The following is a 22,131-nucleotide window of genomic DNA, read 5'->3' on the forward strand; positions in this document are numbered from 1 at the left end:
CAAAAAGCTGGAAAAAAATATTAGACAGGTCTCACCCCCAGGGGGGATAGTCCTCCGCAACCGAGAAGACGGACGGAGACATGATCGATACCCTTGAACTGACCGCCATCCCCGCCGAAGACGAGGCGCTGCGCGCCGACATCCGCGAATTCCTGGCCGGCGCCATGGCCGGCCGGCCCGCCGACCAGCGGGCGCGTTCCTGGATGGGCTTCGACGCCGGCTTCAGCCGCGCCCTGGCCGAGCGCGGCTGGCTGGGCATGACGCTGCCGCGCGAATACGGCGGCGCCGCGCGCGGGCATTTCGCGCGCTTCGTGTTGTCGGAAGAACTGCTGTGCGCAGGCGCGCCGGTCTCGGCGCACTGGATCGCCGACCGCCAGAGCGCGCCGCTGATCCTGAAATACGGCACCGAGGAGCAGCGCCGCTTCTACCTGCCTCGCATCTGCCGCGCCGAGGCTTTTTTCTGCATCGGCATGAGCGAACCGAACTCGGGCTCCGATCTGGCCAGCATCCGCACCCGCGCCGAGCCGCGCGACGGCGGCTGGCTGCTCAACGGCAGCAAGATCTGGACCACCAATGCGCATCGCTCGCACTACATGATCGCGCTGGTGCGCACCTCGGGCACGGCGGCCGACCGGCACCAGGGCCTGTCCCAGATGATCGTCGACCTGTCCCTGCCCGGCGTAACCATCCGGCCCATCGAAGACCTGGCCGGCGACGCGCACTTCTCGGAAGTGTTCTTCGACAACGTCGAGCTCGACGCGCAGGCCCTGATCGGCAAAGAGGGCGACGGCTGGCCGCAAGTCAACGCCGAACTGGCGTTCGAGCGCAGCGGCCCCGAGCGCATTTACTCCAGCATGGCGCTGGCGCAATGCTGGCTGGAGCATTGCCGCGCCGAAGGCATCAACGACGCGCAGACCGCCGAGACGCTGGGCGAGATCCTGGGCCGGCTGGCCGCCCTGCGCGCCATGTCGCTGGCGGTGGCCGGCCAGTTGGCCCGCGGGCTCAGCCCCGCCACCGAGGCCTCGCTGGTCAAGGACGCCGGCACCGAACTCGAACAGGCCATCCCGGACCTGATCGCGCAGGCGCTGGGCCGGCATCCGGACCGCCCCGTCCCCCCCGAACTGCTGCGCACGCTGGCCTATATCGAACAGGTCGGCCCCACGTTCTCGCTGCGCGGCGGCACCCGCGAAATCCTGCGCGGCATCATCGCTCGCGGCCTCGGCCTCAGATAGGAAGGAAACATGATGGACGCCCTGTTTGGCGACACCGCCCACCGCCTGTTCGCGCAGGCCTATCCTCCCGACGCGCTGCGCGCCGTCGAACGCGGGCAGGCGCCCGCGGCCGCCTGGGAGGCCATCGAGGACTCCGGCTTCCTGGACGCGCTGCTGCCCGAGGACGCGGGCGGGGCCGGCCTGCGGCTGGCCGACATCGCGCCGCTGGCGCAGGCCGCCGGCTGGCACGCGGTGGGCGCGCCGGTCATCCAGACCCTGCTCGCGCGCGCCTGGCTGCACGCCGCCGGCCGCCGACCTCCCCCGGGCCCGATCGCCCTGGCGCCGGCGGCGGTATCCGCCGATGCCGACGGCGTCCAGGCCCTTGCGGTGGGCGCGGCCCGCGCCGCCGATTGGGTGCTCGCCGCCGCGCCGGGCGGTGTCCGCCTGCTGGCCATGGCGGACGCTCAGGCCGCGCCTTCGGGGGGACATGGCAGCCTCGACGCCGACCTGCGCTGGCCCGCCGCCGCGGTGGCGTCCGCGCCGACGGCCGAGGCGGCCGGAGCCGATCTGGCCGACCTCGCCGCCGTGGCCTACGCCGGCCTCATCGCCGGCGCGCTGGAGCGCATCCTGTCGATGACCGTCGAGTACACCAACCAGCGCACGCAATTCGGCAAGCCCATCGGGCGCTTCCAGGCGGTGCAGCAGCAGATCAGCGTCCTGGCCGAACTGGTCTGGACGGTGCGCGCCGCCGCCCAGCTGGCGTTCCAGAGCGCTAGCTGGATGCCGCAGCCGCTGCTGGCCGCGCTGGGCAAGGCCCGCGCCAGCTCGGCCGTGGCGCGCGCCGCCGACATCGCCCACGCGATGCATGGCGCCATCGGCGTCACCGCCGAATGCGACCTGCAATGCCATACGCGCCGGCTGCGCGAGTGGCGCCGGTTGGGTGGCGGCGAACCGCAGTGGAACGCCCGCATCGGCGCGCACGCGCTGGCCGCCGGCGACCTCTCCGCGCTCGATTACTTGCGGACCCACCTCTACGCGGTGGTCGAATGACGGTGCCCGACGCCTCCTCCTCCCTGCCGCTGGCCGGCGTGCGCGTGCTGGACCTGAGCCGCGTGCTGGCAGGCCCCTGGTGCACCCAGACGCTGGCCGACCTGGGCGCCGACGTCTGGAAGATCGAAGCGCCGGGCCAAGGCGACGACACCCGCGGCTGGACGCCGCCCGATGTGGACGGCGAATCCACCTATTTCATGTGCACCAACCGCAGCAAGCGTTCGCTGGCGATCGACCTGCGCCACCCCGAGGGCCGCGCGCTGGCGCGCCGCCTGGCGCTGCAGGCCGACGTGCTGGTGGAGAACTATCGCCTGGGCGCGCTGGCCAGGTTCGGACTCGACTACGACACGCTCTCGCAGGCGCACCCCGGCCTGATCTATTGCTCGATTTCCGGCTACGGCCGCACCGGCCCGCGCGCCGCCGAGCCCGGCTACGACTTCGTCATCCAGGCCGAGAGCGGCCTGATGTCGATCACCGGCGAACCCGAAGGCGCGCCGATGAAGCTGGGCGTGGCCATCACCGACCTGGTCACCGGCATGAACGCCACGCAGGCCGTGCTCGCGGCCCTGCTGGCGCGCCAGAAAACCGGTAAGGGGCAGTTGATCGACCTGGCGCTGCTCGACAGCGCCGTCAACGTGCTGGCCAATGTCGGCGCGGGCTACCTGGCGGCCGGGCAGGTGCCGCAGCGGCTCGGCAACGGGCACCCCACCGTGGTGCCCTACCAGATCTTCGCCACCGCCGACGGCGCGTTCGCGCTGGGCGTGGGCAACGACGCCCAGTTCGCCGCGCTCTGCGCCGCGCTGGGCCGGCCGGAATGGGCCGAGGACGAGCGCTACCGCAAGAACCGCTCCCGCGCGCTGAACCGCGGCTCGCTGGTGCCGGCGCTGCAGCAGATCTTCATGACGCAGTCCAGCGAGCACTGGCTGGCGCGCATCCGCGCCGCCGGCATCCCGGCCGGCCCGGTGCGCACGGTTCCCCAGGCGCTGGACGCGCCCGAGATCGCCGCGCGCGGCCTGCTGGCCGACACTCCCGACGCCCGCCACGGAAGCTTGCGGCTGATGCGTTCGCCCCTGCACCTGCGCGGCACGCCGCCGCGCGAGCCGGCGGCCCCGCCGCGCCTGGGCGAACACACCGACGAGGTGCTGGCGCAGGCGCTGGGCGCCAGCGCCGCCGACATCCAGGCCTGGCGCCATGCCGGCGCCGTCGCCTGAGCCACCGCCATGAACCAGGCCGTGATCCTCGATACGCATGGCGGCCCGGACGTGCTGCGGGTGGCCGACAGCCGCTTGCCCGGGCCGGCCGCGGGCGAGGTCACCGTGGCCCACCGCGCCGTGGGCATCAACCGTATCGACCTGCACTATCGCAGCGGCGTGTATCCGCATGCCCTGCCCCACGGCCTGGGCTTCGAGGGCGCGGGCGTGATCGAGGCCGTGGGCGAGGGCGTGCGGGGGCTGAGGCCGGGCGACCGCGTGGCCTACGCCACCGGCCCGCTGGGGGCCTACGCCCAGGCCCGCAACCTGCCCGCGAGCCACCTCATCAAGCTGCCGCCCGACATCGGCTTCGACGCGGCCATGGCCTTTCTGTACAAAGGCCTGACCGTGCAATACCTGTTCCGCCAGGCCTATCGCCCGCAGGCCGGTGAAACCGTGCTGTTCCACGGCGCCGCCAGCGGCGTCGGGCTGATCGCCTGCCAATGGGCGCGGTTGCTCGGCGTGCAGCTGATCGGCACCGTCGGCGACAGCGCGGGCGCGGCGCTGGCGCGCGAGCACGGCGCCTGGCGCACCGTCGACACGCGCCACGAAGACGTGGCCGCCCGGGTGGTCGCCCTGACCGGCGGCGCCGGCGTGGCCGCCGTCTACGACGGCGCGGGCCGCGACACCTGGCAGGCGTCGCTGGACAGTCTGCGGCCGCGCGGGCTGCTGATCAGCTTCGACGAGGCGACGGGTCCGGTGACCGACGTGGCGCTGTCGGCCCTGCAGAAGAAGTCGCTGTACCTGACGCGCACCAGCCTGGCCGCCTATCTGAATACCCCGACACGGCTGCTGGCGGCCGCGTCGGAACTCTTCGGCCACGTGCGCGCCAAGGCGCTGCGCGCGCACATCCCGCGCCACTATCCGCTTGCGCAGGCGGCCCGCGCCCATGCCGCGCTCGAAAAGCGCAGCATCGCGGCCGCCGTCCTCATCCCCAGCTAGGGCCTGTTAACACTAAACCCGGAGCCCCTCATGTCGAACGCCGTACGCATCACCGCCCTGCACACCCGGCTCGCCAGGATTCCCCTGCCCCGCCCGCTCAAGACCTCGATCCACGAAATCGCCGACGTCTGCTGCCTGCTGGTTTCGCTCGAAACCGACGCCGGCGTCACCGGCGAAGGCTATGGCTTCTGCTTCAATCCGCAGCGGCTGGAGGCCATCGCGCAGTTCACGCGGTCGCTCGCCCCGCTGGTGGTCGGGCGCGATCCGCACGATGTGGAGGCCCTCTGGAGCGACTTCCTGCGCAGTTGCAATTTCTACGGCCAGAGCGGAGTCTCGATCCTGGCCTACAACCCCATCGACGTGGCCTGCTGGGACATCGTCGGCAAACTGGCGGGGCGGCCGCTGTACAAACTTTTCGGCGCGCACCGCGAACGCGTGCCGGTCTACGCCAGCGCCGGCCTGTGGCTGTCCTCCAGCGTCGATGAATTGCGCGAAGAGGCGCGCGGCTTCCTAGACCAGGGATTCAAGGCGATGAAGATGCGCCTGGGTTCGCCCGACTGGCGCGCGGACGTGGCCCGCGCGGAAGCCGTGCGCGACGTCATCGGCGACCAGATCACCCTGATGGCCGACGCCAACCAGGGCCTGGACCTGAAGCGCGCCCTGCAACTGGGCCGCGAGCTCGCCCGCTTCGACCTCGCCTGGTTCGAGGAGCCGGTGCCCACCTGGGACGACGACAGCGCCGCCGAAATCGTGCGCCGCCTGCCCATGCCCATCGCCAGCGGCGAAACCGAATACACGCGCTACGGCCTGCGCCGGATGGCGCGCGAACGCGCCGCCAGCGTATTCATGCCCGACCTGCAGCGCATGGGCGGCTATACCGAAATGCTCAAGGCGGTTCGCTATCTGGCCGCGCACGACCTGCCGGTGGCGCCCCACATTTTCACCGAACACAGCCTGCACATCGTGGCCTCGGCCGGCAACGCTACCTGGGGCGAACACATGCCCTGGTTCGAGCCGCTGTTCCATGAACGCATGGAGATCGGGGCCGACGGCTGCATCGCGGTGCCCGACCGGCCCGGCGCGGGCTTCACGTTCGACTGGAACCGCATCGACGCCTATCTGATTTCCCCACGCACCGCCGGCGGCTAGGCGTGGGCGGCGGGCCCGCTCGGGTCCGCCGCGACATTGCCGTCGTACTCCACTCGTTCGAAGTGGATAGCACAAACGGAGACATCATGAACCCCATCAAGACCCTCGCAGCGCCCCTTCTTTGCCTGAGCACCCTGACGGCCGCCATGCTGCCCGCCCACGCCGCCGAGGCGCAGGGAGAGCCGATCCGCATCGGCTGGCTTTCCTCGCTGACCGGGCCGCTGTCCTCGGCCGCCATCGCCGAGAACCAGGGCGTGCAGTTCGCCGTGGAGGAGATCAACAAGGCCGGCGGCATCAACGGCCGCAAGCTGGAACTGATCACGCGCGATACCGCCGGCGACCCGACCAAGGCGGTCAACTTCGCCAAGCAGCTCGCCTACGACGACAAGGTTTCCTACGTGATCGGCCCGGTCAACTCGGGCGAATCGCTCGCCACGGTGCCCATCCTGGCCAAGGCCGGCGTGCCCAACCTGATCATCGGCACGGTGGACGAGCTGACCAACCCGAAGAAATATCCCTTGGCCTTCCGCGTCATCAACACGAACGAGCAGTGGATCACGTCGGCCAACAAGTACGCCCTGGAAACGCTCAAACGCAGGAAGGTGGCCGTGCTGGGCGACACCACCGGCTACGGCGCGTCCTCGGCCAAGCGCGCCGCCGCGCTGCTGGAGCAGGCCGGCGTCAAGCCCGTGTATTCGGTGCTCATCGATCCGAACAAGACCAGCGTCACCGATGAAATCGAGAAAGCGCGCGCCGCCGGCGCCGACGTGATCATGCCCTGGTCGGCCGCCACCGGCCTGCTGGCCCGCATCCTGAACGCCCGCGGCGACCTGCAATGGGACGTGCCGGTGGTCGGCCATCCCGCGCTCATGGGCCTGCCCATCCGCAACCTGCTGAACAAGCCTTCGTACTGGGACAACACCTACGCGGCGGGCTACGCCAGCACCACCTACGACGCCGGCGGCAAGCTGCCCGAACGCACCCAGGCGCTGATGACGGCCATCCAGCCCAAGCTGGGCGGCAAGATCGACTTCACGTTCTGGTGGGTGGCGCTGGGCTACGACACGGTCAAGGTCATCGAGCACGCCGTCAAGCAGACCGGCGGCACCGACGCGCAGGCCTTCCGCAAGGCGCTGGAAAGCACCCGCGGCATGCCGGGCGTGTACGCGGACTACACCTGGACCGCCGACGACCACAACGGCTTTCCGGATTCCGGCATGGTGGTGAACCGCGCCAACACCTTCAAGGACGGAAGCTTCGAGCTCGCCGGCAAGTAAGGCCGCACCGGCCAGAGGAGACCTTCCCATGTTGACCGTCCTCGTGACCGGCCTGGCGATCGGCGCGCTCTACGCCGCCGCCGCGCTGGCCTACAACGTGATGTATTCCACCTCGCAGGTGCTCAGCATCACCACCGGCCACCTGTTCATGCTCAGCAGCGTCGCCGGCGCCTGGTTGATCGGCGACCTGGGCCTGCCCTGGCCCGTCGGGCTGGTCGGCGCCGTGGCCGCCTCCGTGGTGTTCGGCCTGGTGACCGAGGCCGTGGCGATCCGCCGCATCCTCGCGCGCTCGGACGAGCACCTGTGGCTGCTCAGCACCCTGGCGCTCGCCACCATCGTGCAGCAGTCGGTGGGGCTGTGGTGGGGCACCGAGCCGCGCGCCTTCCCGCGCCTGATCCCCCAGGAGTTCACCGCGGGCATCTGGGACCAGAAATACTGGCTGCCTATCGCGTGCGTGGCGCTGCTGGCCCTGGGGCTGGACGTGTTCTACCGCCGCACGCTGTTCGGCAAGGTGTTCCTCGCCGTGGCGGAGGATGCCTACGCGGCGCGCGCGCGCGGTATCTCGACGGAGCGGGTGCGCGCCTTCTCGTACGGCCTGGCCGGCCTGCTCGGCGGCCTGGTGGGCTTCGCGGCCGGCCAGCTGACCTTCGCCTTCTTCGCGCTGGGGCTTACGCTGACCCTGTACGGATTCATCGCGCTGGCGGCGGGCGGGCTGGGCAGCAACGCGGGGGCCATCGTGGGCGGCCTCACGCTGGGCCTGCTCAGCACCTTCGCCACGTATTTCTTCGGCGGGGAGTACCAGCAGACCATCGCGGTCGGCCTGCTGATGATCTTCCTCCTGATCAAGCCCGCGGGCTTGTTCGGCAACAAGCAGGTGCGCCAAGTATGAACACCCGACAAAAATTCCACTGGCCCCTGGCCATCGGCGTCGCAGCGCTGGCGGTGCTGCCCTTCTGGGCCGGCAATCCCTACCAGCTGCACGTCGCCACCCTGATCGGCACCTACTGGATCCTGATCGCCAGCCTCAACCTGGTGGTGGGATACACCGGGCTGCTGTCCATCGGACACGTCGGGCTGCTGGCCATCGGCGCGTACACCTTCGCCATTCTGACCGGCCATTACGAGACGAGCCCCTGGACCGCGCTGTTGGCCTCGGCCGCGCTATGCGGGGTCTGCGGCTTCCTGCTGGGCCTGCCGTCCCTGCGGCTGCCGGGGTTCTATTTCGCCATGGCGACCATGGCCTTCGCGATGATGGTGACCGAGTTCTCGCTGGCGCGGGACGATCTCACCGGCGGCGGCGCGGGCCTGAGCGTCGCCTCGTTCGACGCGCCGTTCGACAGCCCCGCCGGCCTGTACTGGCTGGTGGCGGCGGTGGCCGGGATCGTCAGCTGGCTGGTATGGAACCTGGCCCGCTACTCCTGGGGCCGGGCCATGATCGCGCTGCGCGACAGCACGGTGACGGCCGCGGCGGTGGGTATCCCGGTGTTCCGCGTCAAGCTGGCGGTATTCACCTTCAGCGGCGTGACGGCGGGCATCGCGGGCGCGCTGTTCGCCTCGCTGCAGAGCTACATCACGCCCGAAACCTTCGTGTTCGAGCTGAGCCTGTTCTTCTTCGTGTGCATCGTGATCGGCGGGCGCGGCGTCATCATGGGGCCCTTCGTGGGCACCATCGTGCTGGCCGCCCTGCCCGAACTGGTCGCGCCGCTGGCGCGCTGGGGGCAGCTGTTCTACGGCATCCTGCTCCTGCTCGTCGTGCTGCTCGTGCCCGAGGGCATCGGCAGCATCGTGCGCGTGCTGCGCGACAAGTTCGCGCCGCGCAAGCCCGAGAAGCACGTGGTCGCGCCCGACCTGCCGCGCCTGGCGGCGGCCATCCGCGGAGGGCGCCCGTCATGAGCCAGCTCAGCGCCAATGGCGTCACCAAGCGGTTCGGCGGCATCACCGCGGTCGACAGCGTGAGCCTGACGCTCGCCGAAGGCGAAATCCACGGCCTGATCGGCCCCAACGGCAGCGGCAAGACCACCCTGCTGAACCTGCTGTCCGGCTACTACCCCATCGACGGCGGCACCCTGGCGCTCGACGACGCGCCCCTCACCCTGGCCTCGGTGCAGCAGCGCGCGCTGCGCGGCATCGCCCGCACCTTCCAGAAGCCGCGCCTGCTGGGTTCCCTGAGCGCCTGGCAGAACGTCATGCTGGGCAGCTGGATGCACAGCGACGCGCGCTTCGTGCGCACCGCGCTGTCGCTGCCCGCCATGCGCCGGCGCGAGCGCGAGGCGCGCGAGCTGGCCTACGAGATGCTGTGCGGCGTGGGCCTGGAGAAAGTGGCCGAACGGCCCGCCAGCATGCTCGACCACGCCGAGCAGCGTTTCCTGGAAATCGCCCGCGGCCTGGCCATGCGCCCGCGCTTCATCCTGCTGGACGAGCCGGCCGGCGGACTGACCGAGCACGAGATCGAGCAGTTGGCCCTGATCGTGGACACCGTGCGCGGGGCCGGCGTGGGGGTGCTGATCGTGGAACACCACACGGATTTCGTCTTCCGGCTGTGCGACCGCGTCACCACCCTCAACCTGGGCCGCATGATCGCCCAGGGCTCGCCGCAGGACGTGCGCAACAACGCCGAAGTGATTCGGGTCTATCTGGGAGCCTGACCATGCAGAACCATCAACGCGCGCATAGCTCGGCCCCCGTGCTGCTGGATGTGCAGGGGCTGCAGGTGGCCTACGGCAAGGCGCAGGTCGTGCACGGCGTGGACCTGCGCGTGCACCAGGGCGAGTTCGTGGTCATGCTGGGCCGCAATGGCGCCGGCAAGACCTCGATGCTGCACGCGCTGGCCGGCCTGATCCCGAAGCGCGCCGGCCGGGTGGCGTTCAAGGGCAACGACATCAGCAACGCCGACGCGCGCACTACGGTGCGGGCCGGCATCAACGTCGTGCTGGAGGGACACCGCGTCTTCACCGGCCTGACCGTGGAAGACAACCTGCTGCTGGGCACCTATGCCACTCACCGCCACGGCGACCGCGCGCGCCTGCCGCGCATCTATGAACTGTTCCCGGAACTGGCCGAGAAGCGCATGCAGCCGGCCTCGCGACTGAGCGGCGGGCAACAACAGATATTGGCCGTGGCGCAGGGAGTGATCGCCGAGCCCGCGCTGCTGATCCTCGACGAGCCGTCCGGCGGCCTGGCGCCCATGGTCGTGGACCGCATCCTCACGGTGGCCAAGGACCTCACCCGTACCGGCATGGCCGTGCTGCTGGTCGAGCAGCTGGTCAAGGAGGCCATGCGCTTCGCCGACTACTGCTACCTGGTCGAGACCGGCCACATCGGCGGCCAGGGCACGCCCGCCGAAGTGCAGGCCGGCGAACTGATCCAGCGCATCTACCTGGGCGGCCAGGCCACGCCTTCCTCCCATCCCGCAGGAGACGCATCATGAAGATCCTCGCCATCGAACCCATCGTCGTCTCGATTCCGTACCGCCACGACGGGCCGCCCACCGGCTTCGGCGGCACGGTGTGGTCGCAGCTCAACTATCTGCTGGTGAAGGTCAGCACCGACGACGGGCTGATCGGCTGGGGCGAGGCGTTCGGCTACAACGCCATTCCCGCCACGCTGGCCGCGCTGGAAAAAATCGTTGCGCCGCTGGCGATCGGCCGCGACGCCGGCGACATCGCGCAACTCATGGAGGACCTGAAGCGGCCGCTGCACATCTTCGGCCGCAACGGCCCGGTGATGTACGCGCTGTCGGGGCTGGACATCGCCCTGTGGGACCTGGCGGGCAAACGCGCGGGCATGCCCGTGTGCCGGCTGCTGGGCGCGGGGTCGCGCCGTTCGGTCACGGCCTACACCAGCCTGATGCGGCTGCATGAGCCCGCCACCGTGGCCACCGCGTGCGAACGCGCGCTGGAACGCGGTTTCCGCAGGCTGAAGCTGCACGAAGTCACCGTGCCCGCGGTGGCCGCGGCGCGCCAGGCGCTGGGCGCGGACGTCGACCTGATGCTCGACGTCAATTGCGCGTGGCCCGCCGACGAGGCGCTGCGCATGGCGCACCAGCTGGAACCCTATGGGCTCAAGTGGCTGGAAGAGCCGGTCTGGCCGCCCGAGGACGTCGCGGGGCTGGCGCGCCTGCGACGCGAGGCGCGCATTCCGCTAGCCGCGGGCGAGAACGTCGGCAACGCCTGGGCCTTCCAGCCGCTCGCGGACTCGGGCGCGCTGGATTATTTCCAGCCCAGCATCACCAAGGTGGGCGGCATCAGCGAATTCCGCGCCGTGGCCGAAATGGCCCGCTCGCACGGCCGGGCGGTGGCGCCGCATTCGCCCTACTTCGGCCCGGGGCTGCTGGCCACGCTGCAGATGGCCGCGGTGTATCCCCACATCGGCGGCATCGAGATATTCGGCGTGCAGCTCGAATCGGGGCTGTTCGGCGAGGCCGGCCTGCCCGGTCCGGACGGCGAAGTGGCGATTCCCCAGGGCCCCGGCCTGGGCTGCGATCCCGACCCCGAGGTGATTGCGCGCTACCGCAAGGCCTGACGGCGCGGGCCCCGGAACGCGCCCAGGGCCCTAGGCCTTGAATACCTGCGCCGCCACGTCCAGGAAGTTGCGCACGGCGGCGCTCTCGGCGGACGGCTTCCACGCCAGCGACAGGCCGATCGACGCGCTGGCGGGGAAGTCCGTAAGTTTTTTGTAGATGACGTGGCGGCTGCTGAAGCGCCGCGAGACCGACGGCACCAGGGCGATGCCGAAACCCGCCTCGACCAGGCTCAGCACGGTCTGCACCTGGATCGCCTCCTGCGTCACGCGCGGCATGAAGCCCCGCAGCTGGCAGGCGTGGATGGCGGCGGTGCGCAGCCCGGGAGCGTCCACGCCGGAGTACAGGATGAAGCCCTCGTCGGACAGGTCCTTGAGCCTGATCGTCGCGCGCTGCGCGAGGGGATTGCTCTTGGGCACCGCCAGCACGAAGGTCTCGGTGAGGAGCGTGGCCAGGCGCGTGTTCTGGCCGATCGCCACCGGCACGCGAACCACGCCGATGTCCATCACGCCTTCCTCGATGCTTTGCATGACGCTGATCGAGATCGCTTCGCGCAGTTCCAGCTCCACGCGCGGGTACAGCGCGCGAAAGCGCGGCAACAAACGCGGCAGCACCTCGTGCGTGGCCGAGCCCACGAAGCCGATGCGCAAGGTGCCCAGGTCGCCGGTGGAGGCTGCGCGCGCGGCCTGGCGGAACTGCGCCGCGTGGAACAGCGCGCGCCGCGCCTCGGCCAGCGCGGCCTCGCCGCTTTCGGTGAGCTTGACGCCGTCCTTGCCGCGCGAAAACAGGGTGACTCCCACCTCGGCCTCCAGCTTGCGTATCGAGACGGACAAGGGCGGCTGCGCCATGTGCAGCTTTTCGGCCGCGCGGCGGAAATTGAGCGTTTCCGCCAGCGTCAGAAACTGCTGAAAGTGCTTGAAGTCCATGTTCCCCTCCGACTTTCCTGATATCAGGATCGTATCGGCCTTTCAGAAAATAATATTCGAACGGCTTTTTTTATCAGCCTTATTCTGCCTCATCGGCGACGCTGCGTCGCCATGAAAAGCGGCCGCGCCAACAAACCCGAGGACCGGGGCGCAATCTCCTGCCGGCACGAAGCCGCCGCCAACATGGCCGAGGCCCGAGGCAGGCTGACGGGGCGCGCGGGCCGGCCGGACCCGTTGGCGGCGAAGATACGAAATAGACCGCCCCGCTTGCGGCAATGCCGTCGACAGGCTTAGGATGGAGTCAGGCCGCCCCGCCGCGCATCCCCAGGGCTCGCGCCGGGGCGCCGGACCGGGGTTCGACTTCACCAGCGATTCGGGAGCACATCGTGAAGACAGTTGCTGAGCTTCTCAGGGAAAAGGCCAACCATTCCGTCGTGACGGTTTCACCGGACTCGTCGGTCTTCGATGCCATCAAGACCATGGCGGAACGCGGCATCGGCGCCGTGGTGGTGGTCCAGGGCGACGCCGTGCTGGGCATGCTGACCGAGCGCGACTACGCCCGCAAGATCGTCCTGCAGGACCGCTCATCGCGAACCACGAAGGTCCGGGACATCATGACCGATTCGGTGTATTACGTCAGCCGCACGGACACCCGCGAGCACTGCATGGCGATGATGACCGAACGGCATTTCCGTCATCTGCCCGTCATCGAGGACGGCAAGCTGATCGGCCTGCTGTCCATCGGCGACCTGGTCAAGGACGTCATGAGCGAACAGAAGTTCATCATCCACGAACTCGAACGCTACATCACCGGCGAACGCGGCTGACGCGATCGGCGCGCCGCGGGCGCGCCGGCCCCTGGCCCTTGCGGGCGGTCGCGTCCGCGGGCGCCGGCCCTAGCCCGCCGCGAGCGTCCTGAACGCCGGCACGATCAGCCCCAGCCCGGCGGCCAGCAGCAGCACGAACACCATGCGCTTGACGGTCTTCATCGACCCGGCGGTGGCATAGCGGCGCGCAACCCAGGTCACCCCGATCACGATGGGCAGCGCCAGCACGCTCAGCCAGAACGACGACGCCATGAACTCGCCCTGCCCCGTCACCAGGGTCAAGCGCACCACCGCGTTGAGCGAAAACAGGATCAGCAGGCTGTTGCGGATCGCGGCCAGCGGCAGGGGTTGGCGGTACAGGTGATAGACCATGGGCGGGCCGGCGCTGGAAAACAGGCCACCCAGCACGCCCGATACGGCGCCGAAGAACAGGAATGACTTGCGCGACGACACGCGCGCCAGGGGCTGCGCGCGGGCCACCAGCAGCACGGCGCAGGCCAGGATGGTGACGCCCAGCAGCAGTTGCAGCAGCACGGCCATCGATCCGCTGATCCAGGCCAGCGCGGCCACGCCCACCGCCACGCCCGCCAGGCTGCTGATCATGGCGGGCCGGATCAGCGACCAGTTCACCTGCGGCTTGGCGCGAGCCAGCGTCACGGCGGCGTTCACCAGCGACAGCACGCTGACCACATTGGCCACCTCGGACACGGACGCCAGCTGGAAGACGCCCGACAGGCCCAGCAGCACCAGGCCGAACGCGAAGCCCGTCATCGTCTGCGCATAGGTGGCGAGCGCCACGCAGGCGAGGAACAGCAAATGTTGGGAAATACTCATGCTTAAGGGAAGAGCCTGGCCTGCCTCGGCTCTGCCCGGCGTCGCGCATGGGCGCGGCATGGGAGCGGATCGACGGGGGGAACGGCGTGCTGAAGGGGCTGCTGGGTCTGCTTTTTCTCGGTGGCGATGATAGCACCGGCCCGCCGGCGCCCGGCCTCCGGGGGGTAGCCACACACTCTGTCACAAATGGATGCGCTCTGCACCCCGTCCCCTCCGGCGTCCCGCTATCCTTGCCGCCCTGCCACCCGCTGCGCTCCGCCCCGCGCCAATGACGCCCCGACAGACCACGATCAATACGGTGACCCTGACCTGCTCCACCTGCGGCAGCGCCCAGTTCACCAAGCTGGACACCAACGAGTACCGGTGCAGCCATTGCCACGCCGTAACGCTGGTCGAAGACAACGTCGCCCAGCGCCTGGAGAAGATCCTGCGCGGCATGCAGGCGCCGCCGCCGTCGCGGCCCGGCCCCGGCGCCCTGGCGGCGATCGCCGTCACCGTCGCGGCGGCCATCGCGATCCCGGTGGCGATCTCGCTCCTGGGCTCCGGCTCGGACACGCGCAGCGTGCCGCGCCAGCCGCCGCCCCCGTCCATCGACGCCACGCTGGTCAAGCTGACCGACGTACAGGAGGTCGAGACGCGGGGCCGCCGCCAGCTCGTCATGATCGTGCGCAACGACACCGGCAGGAAGATCGAGATGCCGCGGGTCACGGCGTCGTTTTTCCAGGGCGAGCTGTCGCTGTCGTCCACCTCGGGCTCCGCCTCGGCGCGCTCGCTGCAGCCGGGGGAGTACGCGCCCATGACGGTGTCGGCGCCGGACAAGGCCTACACCCGCTATACGCTGCAAGTCGCCGCGCCCGCCCTCGCCCGCGGCCAGAACAACGACGTCGCCGCCAGCAAGGTCCAGTTGGTGCGCAACGACGGCAATTACCGCCTCGTCGGCCTGCTGAAAAACAACGGGGCCCAGGCCGCCAACAGCAGCCAGGTCACGGTCATGCTGTACGGCGACGACGGCAGGCTGATCGGCATGGGCAACGGCTACGGCGCCGCCAGCCCGCTCGCGCCCGGCGCGCTGACCGCCTTCGACGTGCGCTGCGAAATGCTGACCGACGGCCAGGTCGCCTCCTACGACTACATGGTGCAAAGTGAACGCTAGCCATTCCGACTCCAAGGGCCTGTCCCGGCCGGCCGCCGCCGGACTGGCGCTGATCCTGCTGGCCGCCGGCGGCTACGCGCTGTGGAAATACACCAGCGTGCTGCCCTGGAGCGCGCGCCCCGCCACCCCGCCCGCGCCGGCGTCCGCGCCCGCTCCGGCCCGCGAAGACGCCCCCCCGAGCCGCATCGTGCGCGTCAGCCCCGCCAACCCGCGGGTGATCGACCACGTGCGCCTGAGCACCGAAGAACTGCTGGATCCGGATTTCGCCCTGTTCGATCCGGCCGCCCTCAAGCTGTCGCCGCCGCGCCGGCTGCTCGACGAGATCGAACGCCCGGTCCTGTACGCGGAGGTGGTGAATACCAGCGATGCCTACGTCGCCCTGGCGCCCAAGGCGACGATCACGGTGTTCGACGGCTCGCGCGCGCTGAGCCTGCGGCAGGACTGGAGCCTGCCCGCCCGCCTCTACCCGGGCGAGCGGGTGCCGGTGGCGCTGGTCGGCCGCGTCGAACGCTACACCGAGGTCAAGACCGACTGGCTGCCCGCCAAGCGCGCCGCCCTGCCCGGCCCGCGCCCCAAGCTGGCCGTCTCGGTGGAGAACACCGAGGCGCAGGTCGGCACGGGCACGCTGAACTTCAGCTACCGCTTCCGTTACAAGTACGTGACCGTGCACGGACGGGCGCGCAACGAGAGCGCGTCCGAGGTCGAGAACGTCAAGGTCTGGGTGAGCCTGTACGACGCCCAGGACAAGCTGTCCGGCGCCACCTTCCGGGAACTGCGGCTGCCCAAGCTCAAGCCCGGCGAGAGCGCCCCGTTCCAGGTCGACGTGAAGCAGTACGGCGGCAATTTCGCCCGGGTGGAAATCGTTTACGACGCCGACGCGCGCTAACGGCGCCGCCCGCGCCCGCCGCCGGCGCGTCGCCCTTAAGCAACAGCTATGAAGCCAAGTCTTATATAAGATATAAGACATTTGCTTGCGTCCCCCTGTTCCCTCTACAATCCCCGCCAACAACCCTTCTTCCAACCCGACTTTGAGCAGGCCTCACATGCTGGATAACTACCGCCAACACGTCGCCGAACGCGCGGCCCTGGGGATCCCCCCGCTGCCCCTTACGGCCAAACAAACCGCTGAACTGATCGAACTGCTGAAGAACCCGCCCGCTGGCGAAGAGCAGAACCTGGTCGAGCTGCTGACCCATCGCGTGCCGGCCGGCGTGGACGATGCCGCCAAGGTCAAGGCCTCCTATCTGGCCGCCGTGGCGCTGGGCAAGGAAGCTTGTGCGCTGATCAGCCGTGCCAAGGCGACGGAACTGCTGGGCACCATGCTCGGCGGCTACAACATTGGCCCGCTGGTCGAACTGCTGGACGACGCGGAAATCGGCACCATCGCCGCCGATGCGCTGAAGAAGACCCTGCTGATGTTCGACGCCTTCCACGACGTGAAGGAAAAGGCGGACCGCGGCAACGCCAACGCCAAGTCCGTGATGCAGAGCTGGGCCGACGCCGAATGGTTCACCAGCCGCCCGGAACTGCCGGAAAGCCTGACCATCACCGTCTTCAAGGTGCCTGGCGAAACCAACACCGACGACCTGTCGCCGGCGCCCGACGCCACGACCCGTCCCGACATCCCCATGCACGCCCTGGCGATGCTGAAGAACAAGCGTGACGGCGCGGCCTTCGAACCGGAAGAAGACGGCAAGCGCGGCCCGGTCAAGTTCATCGAATCGCTGAAGGACAAGGGCCACCTGGTCGCCTACGTGGGCGACGTGGTCGGCACCGGCTCCTCGCGCAAATCGGCCACCAACTCGGTGCTGTGGTTCACCGGCGAAGACATCCCCTTCGTGCCGAACAAGCGTTTCGGCGGCGTGTGCCTGGGCAACAAGATCGCCCCGATCTTCTACAACACGATGGAAGACGCCGGCGCCCTGCCGATCGAACTCGACGTCTCCAAGATGGAGATGGGCGACGTGGTCGAACTGCGCCCCTATGAAGGCAAAGCCATCAAGAACGGCGAAGTCATCGCCGAATTCGAAGTGAAGTCCGACGTGCTGTTCGACGAAGTGCGCGCCGGCGGCCGCATTCCGCTGATCATCGGCCGCGGCCTGACGGCCAAGGCGCGCGAAGCGCTGGGCCTGGCCCCGTCGACGCTGTTCCGCCTGCCGAAGGATCCGGCCGACACGGGCAAGGGCTACACCCTGGCCCAGAAGATGGTCGGCCGCGCCTGCGGCCTGCCGGAAGGCCGCGGCATCCGCCCGGGCACCTACTGCGAACCGAAGATGACCTCGGTGGGCAGCCAGGACACCACCGGCCCCATGACCCGCGACGAGCTGAAGGACCTGGCCTGCCTGGGCTTCTCGGCCGACCTGGTGATGCAGTCGTTCTGCCACACCGCCGCCTATCCCAAGCCCGTGGACGTGAAGACGCACCACACGCTGCCGGAATTCATCAGCACCCGCGGCGGCGTTTCGCTGCGCCCGGGCGACGGCGTGATCCACTCGTGGCTGAACCGCATGCTGCTGCCCGACACCGTCGGCACCGGCGGCGACTCGCACACCCGCTTCCCCATCGGCATCTCGTTCCCGGCCGGCTCGGGCCTGGTCGCCTTCGCCGCCGCCACGGGCGTGATGCCCCTGGACATGCCGGAATCGGTGCTGGTCCGCTTCAAGGGCAAGCTGCAGCCCGGCGTCACCCTGCGCGACCTGGTCAACGCCATCCCGCTGTACGCCATCAAGCAAGGCCTGCTGACGGTCGCCAAGCAAGGCAAGAAGAACATCTTCTCCGGCCGCATCCTGGAAATCGAAGGCCTGCCCGACCTGAAGGTCGAACAAGCCTTCGAACTGTCGGACGCTTCCGCCGAACGTTCGGCCGCCGGCTGCTCGGTGCGCCTGAACAAGGAACCGATCATCGAGTACATCAACAGCAACATCGTGATGCTGAAGTGGATGATCGCCAACGGCTATGAAGACGAGCGCACGCTGGGCCGCCGCATCAAGGCGATGGAAGCCTGGCTGGCCGATCCCAAGCTGCTGGAGCCGGACGCCGACGCCGAATACGCCGCCGTCATCGAAATCGACCTGGCCGACGTGCACGAGCCCATCGTGGCCTGCCCGAACGACCCGGACGACGTGAAGACGCTGTCGGAAGTCGCCGGCGCCAAGATCGACGAAGTGTTCATCGGCAGCTGCATGACCAATATCGGCCACTTCCGCGCGGCGTCCAAGCTGCTCGAAGGCAAGCGCGACATCCCGGTCAAGCTGTGGGTCGCCCCGCCGACCAAGATGGACGCCACGCAGCTGACCGAGGAAGGCCATTACGGCGTGTTCGGCACCGCCGGCGCCCGCACGGAAATGCCGGGTTGCTCGCTGTGCATGGGCAACCAGGCGCAAGTCCGCGAAGGCGCGACCGTCATGTCGACCAGCACCCGCAACTTCCCGAACCGCCTGGGCAAGAACACCAACGTGTACCTGGGTTCGGCCGAACTGGCCGCCATCTGCTCGAAGCTGGGCCGCATCCCGACCAAGGACGAGTACATGGCCGACATGGGCGTCATCAACAAGAGCGGCGACCAGATCTACCAGTACCTGAACTTCGACAAGATCGCCGACTACAAGGACGTGGCCGACGTCATCGAAGTCTAAGCGGCCCGCGGGCTCAGCCCGCGCCCGCCAGGCACAGGCCTGCAAGACAGCCCCGGATCGCTCCGGGGCTGTTTTTTTTGCGCCGCGGACGGGCGCCGCCATGCCCTGCGCAGCGAAAATCGATACGTTTCAATACAATCGCGGTAACCATTGACACAAATCAGCGCCGCCGGGGAAGCCCCGGCCCTCGCGTCCAGGAGGAAGCCTCGCCAATGACCCGGCTCATGTTGCCGCCGCTGCTGCTGGCGCTCGCCGGTTGCGCCACCGCGCCGCCGTCCAATCCCGAGAACATCTGCGCCATCTTTCGGGAAAAGCCGGACTGGCACGACGCCGCCCTGAAGGTGCAGAAGAAATGGGGCGCGCCGGTGCCGGTGCCCATGGCCATGATGTACCAGGAATCGTCCTTCAAGCAGGACGCGGTGCCGCCGCGCTACTACTTCCTGGGCATCATCCCCTGGGGCCGCGTCAGCTCCGCCTATGGCTACGCGCAGGCCAAGGACGAAACCTGGGCCGACTACAAGAAGGATGCGGGCGGCTGGGGCGCCAGCCGCGACGACTTCGCCGACGCCCTGGATTTCATGGGCTGGTACATGAACAAGAGCCAGCGCATGAACGGCATCTCGAAGTGGGATGCCTACGGCCAGTACCTGAACTACCACGAGGGCTGGACCGGCTACCGCAACCGCAGCTATGACCGCAAGGCCTGGCTCAAGACCGTCTCGCGCAAGGTGCAGGCGCGCGCCGAAAAATTCACCGCGCAGTACAAGAGCTGCGAAAGCAGCCTGACGCGCGGCGGGTGGCTCTGGTAGATCCGCCGCGGCCGCAGCTTGGCGGCGTGCCTATCGGGCGATACGCTGGGCGGTCACTCTCAACTCTTCGATGAACTCGCCCACGATCAACGACACCATGCGCCCCGCCGTCGTCACGACCGTGGGCTTGAGCTGGATCGTCGGCAGGAAGGGGCGCGCGGTCAGCCGGGGAAAGGAGTCGGTGTGAAGATGGAATTCGTCTATCAGGCCGACGCCGCTGCCCAGGTCGATCAAGGAGCAAGCCAGGTAGGAGTGATTGATCGTCATGATGAAGTTGCAGGGCACGTTGTCCTGCCTGAACGCCTCGCGCACCAGGCTGTTCGAGGTCGTGTCGTCGGGAAACGTCAGGATGGGGTAGTCGACCAGCAATGCCGGCGTGACGGACTCGAACTGCGCCAGCGGATGATCCCGCGGCATCACGCAATGCACCGAGGCGTCGCACAGCTCCATGACGTCCACGTTCGACGGATCCTTGGGGCTCAGGTCCAGCAGCCCCAATCCCACCTGCCCCAGCCGCACCCGCTCCAGCACCACCTTGGTACTGTGGACTTCAACGTCGAAGCGGACCTTCGGATGCCGCGTGCGGAACTGGGCGATCGCCCGCCCCAGAAGCGCCGCCGACAGATTCGACACCGTGGCCAGGACGATGCGGCCCGCATGCCCCTGGCGCACTTCGTTCGCGAGATCCTGCAAGTGAAAGATGTCGCCGAAAATGCGCTCCATCTCGGGGTACAGAAATGTCGCTTCGGCCGTTGGAATCAACTTCCCTTTCGATCGAACGAAAAGCTTGACCCCCAGCTCCTCCTCGGCGAGCTGGATCGATTTCGTCACCGCCGGCTGTGTCAGGAAAAGCATGCGCGCAGCACCGGAAATCGACCCTGCGCGCATGACGGCGCGCACCGCGGATAAATATCGGATATTGAGCATTAGGGTTTACACCTTATCAATTTTATTTTGGTTCATTCCAACTAAATACTAATAGACGCAATGGGATGCGCAATCCTAGACTTCCCCTACCGATAGACCACCTCAGGGGAATTCAGTGTCTGCACAGCTTGATTGGCATCAACGCTCCAACCAACTCAGCATCGAGGGGCGCGCGTATATCGACGGCGCCTACGTCGATGCCATCGATTCGGAAACCTTCGCCTGCATCAACCCGGCCACGGGCAAGGCCCTTGCCCGGATCGCCTCGTGCAAGGACGCGGACGTCGATCGGGCCGTGGCCAGCTGCCGCGGCGCGTTCGAGCGCGGCGACTGGTCCCGCATGCCTCCCCTGGAGCGCAAGCGCATCCTGCTGCAGTTTTCCGCCCTGCTGCTGGCGCACCGGGAAGAGCTGGCGCTGCTGGAGTCGTTGAACGTCGGCAAGCCCATCACCAACGCCTTCAATGGCGATATCGTTAGCGCCGCCACCACGATCCAGTGGTATGCCGAGGCCATCGACAAGGTCTACGGCGAAGTGGCCCCTTCGGGCCACGCGATGACCACCCTGGTCATTCGCGAGGCGCTGGGCGTGGTGGCTGCCGTAGTGCCCTGGAACTACCCGCTGTCGATGGCCTGCTGGAAGCTCGGCCCGGCGCTGGCCTCCGGCAATTCGGTGGTCCTCAAGCCCGCGGAGCAATCGCCGCTGACGGCGATCCGCATTGCCCAATTGGCCGCCGACGCCGGCATTCCGAAGGGCGTGCTGAACGTCGTCCCCGGCTTCGGCGAAACCGCGGGCCGCGCCCTGGGCATGCACATGGACGTCGATGCGATCGGCTTCACCGGATCGACCGAGGTCGGAAAACTGTTCATGCAGTATTCGGGCCTGTCCAACATCAAGCGCATCGGCCTGGAACTGGGCGGCAAGAGCCCGCATATCGTGCTGGCGGATTGCAGCGACCTGGATGCCGCCGCCCAGTCGGTCGCCGCGGGGATCTTCGCCAACGCCGGCCAGGTCTGCAATGCCGGCTCGCGCCTGATCGTGGACCGGGCCATCAAGGACGTCTTCCTGGGCAAGGTCGCCGAGCATGCCGCCCGCCTGCGCCCCGGCGACCCGCTGGATCCCGACACGCGCCTGGGCGCGATCGTCAGCGAGAAGCAACTCGACCGCATCATGTCGTACGTCGAGTCCGGCACCCGGCAGGGCGCCAGCCTGATCGCGGGCGGCCGGCGCGCCCGGGAGGAATCCGGCGGCTTTTTCATGGAGCCCACCGTCTTCGCCGACGTCTCGCCCGATATGCGGATCGCGCAGGAAGAGATCTTCGGGCCGGTGCTGTCCGCCATCACCGTGTCGGGCGCGGACGAAGCGATCGCCGTGGCCAACGCGAGCCAGTACGGCCTGGCCGCGGGCATCTGGACCGACAACGTCAAAACGGCCATGAACGCATCGCGCATGCTGCGCGCCGGCGTCGTGTGGGTGAACTGCTTCGACCGCGGCAGCATGTCCGCCCCGTTCGGCGGCTTCAAGCAATCGGGCTTCGGCCGGGACAAATCCTTGCATGCCTTCGACAAGTACACCGACTGGAAGTCCATCTGGCTTGCGCATTGATTGATTCATTGATTGGTCG

The 22,131-nt window shown here is 68.6% G+C and carries 20 protein-coding genes; 17 read left to right on the forward strand and 3 right to left on the reverse strand.

The annotated features are described in order from the left end of the window. The first annotated feature begins 80 nt into the window (after window positions 1–80). The 11 genes from ADE01S_RS20170 (at window position 81) to ADE01S_RS20220 (ending at window position 11,400) form a co-directional block, all read left to right on the forward strand. A complete protein-coding gene (locus tag ADE01S_RS20170) occupies window positions 81–1,232 on the forward strand; it encodes an acyl-CoA dehydrogenase family protein (RefSeq protein WP_062683513.1) in 1,152 nt (383 codons plus the stop codon). A gap of 9 nt (window positions 1,233–1,241) precedes the next feature. Continuing rightward, a complete protein-coding gene (locus ADE01S_RS20175) occupies window positions 1,242–2,261 on the forward strand; it encodes an acyl-CoA dehydrogenase family protein (protein WP_232481963.1) in 1,020 nt (339 codons plus the stop codon). After that, the gene (locus ADE01S_RS20180) at window positions 2,258–3,472 is read left to right on the forward strand and encodes a CaiB/BaiF CoA transferase family protein (protein WP_062683516.1); all 1,215 of its coding nucleotides are present in this window, start codon (window positions 2,258–2,260) and stop codon (window positions 3,470–3,472) included. Before ADE01S_RS20175 ends, ADE01S_RS20180 begins: the two co-directional genes overlap by 4 nt. Window positions 3,473–3,481: 9 nt before the next feature. After that, a complete protein-coding gene (locus ADE01S_RS20185; RefSeq protein ID WP_062683517.1) occupies window positions 3,482–4,453 on the forward strand; it encodes a quinone oxidoreductase family protein in 972 nt (323 codons plus the stop codon). 30 nt (window positions 4,454–4,483) lie between these two features. Continuing rightward, the gene (locus tag ADE01S_RS20190) at window positions 4,484–5,602 is read left to right on the forward strand and encodes a mandelate racemase/muconate lactonizing enzyme family protein (RefSeq protein ID WP_062683519.1); all 1,119 of its coding nucleotides are present in this window, start codon (window positions 4,484–4,486) and stop codon (window positions 5,600–5,602) included. A gap of 86 nt (window positions 5,603–5,688) precedes the next feature. Then, complete coding sequence (locus ADE01S_RS20195; RefSeq protein ID WP_062683521.1) at window positions 5,689–6,879, forward strand: ABC transporter substrate-binding protein; 1,191 nt, start codon at window positions 5,689–5,691, stop codon at window positions 6,877–6,879. 28 nt (window positions 6,880–6,907) lie between these two features. Then, complete coding sequence (locus tag ADE01S_RS20200) at window positions 6,908–7,768, forward strand: branched-chain amino acid ABC transporter permease (RefSeq protein WP_062683523.1); 861 nt, start codon at window positions 6,908–6,910, stop codon at window positions 7,766–7,768. Further along, on the forward strand, window positions 7,765–8,772 hold the full coding sequence (locus ADE01S_RS20205) for a branched-chain amino acid ABC transporter permease (protein WP_062683524.1): 1,008 nt from the start codon (window positions 7,765–7,767) through the stop codon (window positions 8,770–8,772). Before ADE01S_RS20200 ends, ADE01S_RS20205 begins: the two co-directional genes overlap by 4 nt. After that, entirely contained in the window at window positions 8,769–9,524 is a 756-nt protein-coding gene (locus ADE01S_RS20210) for an ABC transporter ATP-binding protein (protein ID WP_062683526.1), read from the forward strand. The genes ADE01S_RS20205 and ADE01S_RS20210 overlap by 4 nt, the downstream gene beginning before the upstream one ends. A gap of 2 nt (window positions 9,525–9,526) precedes the next feature. Then, entirely contained in the window at window positions 9,527–10,306 is a 780-nt protein-coding gene (locus ADE01S_RS20215; RefSeq protein WP_062683527.1) for an ABC transporter ATP-binding protein, read from the forward strand. Continuing rightward, window positions 10,303–11,400 (forward strand): mandelate racemase/muconate lactonizing enzyme family protein, encoded by a 1,098-nt coding sequence (locus ADE01S_RS20220; protein ID WP_062683529.1) that lies wholly within the window; start codon window positions 10,303–10,305, stop codon window positions 11,398–11,400. Before ADE01S_RS20215 ends, ADE01S_RS20220 begins: the two co-directional genes overlap by 4 nt. A gap of 30 nt (window positions 11,401–11,430) precedes the next feature. Here the strand turns inward: ADE01S_RS20220 and ADE01S_RS20225 are convergent, their stop codons facing one another. Further along, entirely contained in the window at window positions 11,431–12,324 is an 894-nt protein-coding gene (locus ADE01S_RS20225) for a LysR family transcriptional regulator (protein ID WP_062683531.1), read from the reverse strand. Between the two features lie 386 nt (window positions 12,325–12,710). Here ADE01S_RS20225 and ADE01S_RS20230 point away from each other — a divergent pair, with 386 nt between their 5' ends. Beyond that, window positions 12,711–13,151, forward strand: coding sequence for a CBS domain-containing protein (locus tag ADE01S_RS20230; protein WP_062683533.1), 441 nt, complete (start codon window positions 12,711–12,713; stop codon window positions 13,149–13,151). 69 nt (window positions 13,152–13,220) lie between these two features. Here ADE01S_RS20230 and ADE01S_RS20235 read toward each other — a convergent pair whose 3' ends face one another. Then, window positions 13,221–13,985: a TSUP family transporter gene (locus ADE01S_RS20235; protein WP_062683534.1), complete on the reverse strand. Its 765-nt coding sequence runs from the start codon at window positions 13,983–13,985 to the stop codon at window positions 13,221–13,223. Window positions 13,986–14,253: 268 nt separating this feature from the next. Between ADE01S_RS20235 and ADE01S_RS20240 the strand changes: the two genes are divergently transcribed. The 4 genes from ADE01S_RS20240 (at window position 14,254) to ADE01S_RS20255 (ending at window position 19,582) form a co-directional block, all read left to right on the forward strand. After that, window positions 14,254–15,138: an FxLYD domain-containing protein gene (locus tag ADE01S_RS20240; protein WP_062683536.1), complete on the forward strand. Its 885-nt coding sequence runs from the start codon at window positions 14,254–14,256 to the stop codon at window positions 15,136–15,138. After that, on the forward strand, window positions 15,128–16,024 hold the full coding sequence (locus tag ADE01S_RS20245) for an FxLYD domain-containing protein (protein WP_062683537.1): 897 nt from the start codon (window positions 15,128–15,130) through the stop codon (window positions 16,022–16,024). Before ADE01S_RS20240 ends, ADE01S_RS20245 begins: the two co-directional genes overlap by 11 nt. Before the next feature lie 157 nt (window positions 16,025–16,181). After that, entirely contained in the window at window positions 16,182–18,773 is a 2,592-nt protein-coding gene (gene acnB / locus ADE01S_RS20250) for a bifunctional aconitate hydratase 2/2-methylisocitrate dehydratase (RefSeq protein WP_062683540.1), read from the forward strand. A 212-nt stretch (window positions 18,774–18,985) separates the two neighbouring features. Continuing rightward, window positions 18,986–19,582: a transglycosylase SLT domain-containing protein gene (locus ADE01S_RS20255; RefSeq protein WP_062683541.1), complete on the forward strand. Its 597-nt coding sequence runs from the start codon at window positions 18,986–18,988 to the stop codon at window positions 19,580–19,582. A 30-nt stretch (window positions 19,583–19,612) separates the two neighbouring features. Here ADE01S_RS20255 and ADE01S_RS20260 read toward each other — a convergent pair whose 3' ends face one another. Continuing rightward, window positions 19,613–20,509 carry a LysR family transcriptional regulator gene (locus ADE01S_RS20260; protein WP_075873402.1) on the reverse strand — a complete coding sequence of 299 codons (897 nt, stop codon included), beginning with the start codon at window positions 20,507–20,509 and terminating at the stop codon, window positions 19,613–19,615. Window positions 20,510–20,624: 115 nt separating this feature from the next. On the opposite strand from ADE01S_RS20260, the gene ADE01S_RS20265 reads away from it, so the two are divergent. After that, window positions 20,625–22,112 (forward strand): aldehyde dehydrogenase, encoded by a 1,488-nt coding sequence (locus ADE01S_RS20265; protein WP_062683544.1) that lies wholly within the window; start codon window positions 20,625–20,627, stop codon window positions 22,110–22,112. Window positions 22,113–22,131 lie beyond the last annotated feature (19 nt).

This window comes from Achromobacter denitrificans NBRC 15125, assembly GCF_001571365.1.
Classification (GTDB): domain Bacteria; phylum Pseudomonadota; class Gammaproteobacteria; order Burkholderiales; family Burkholderiaceae_B; genus Achromobacter; species Achromobacter denitrificans.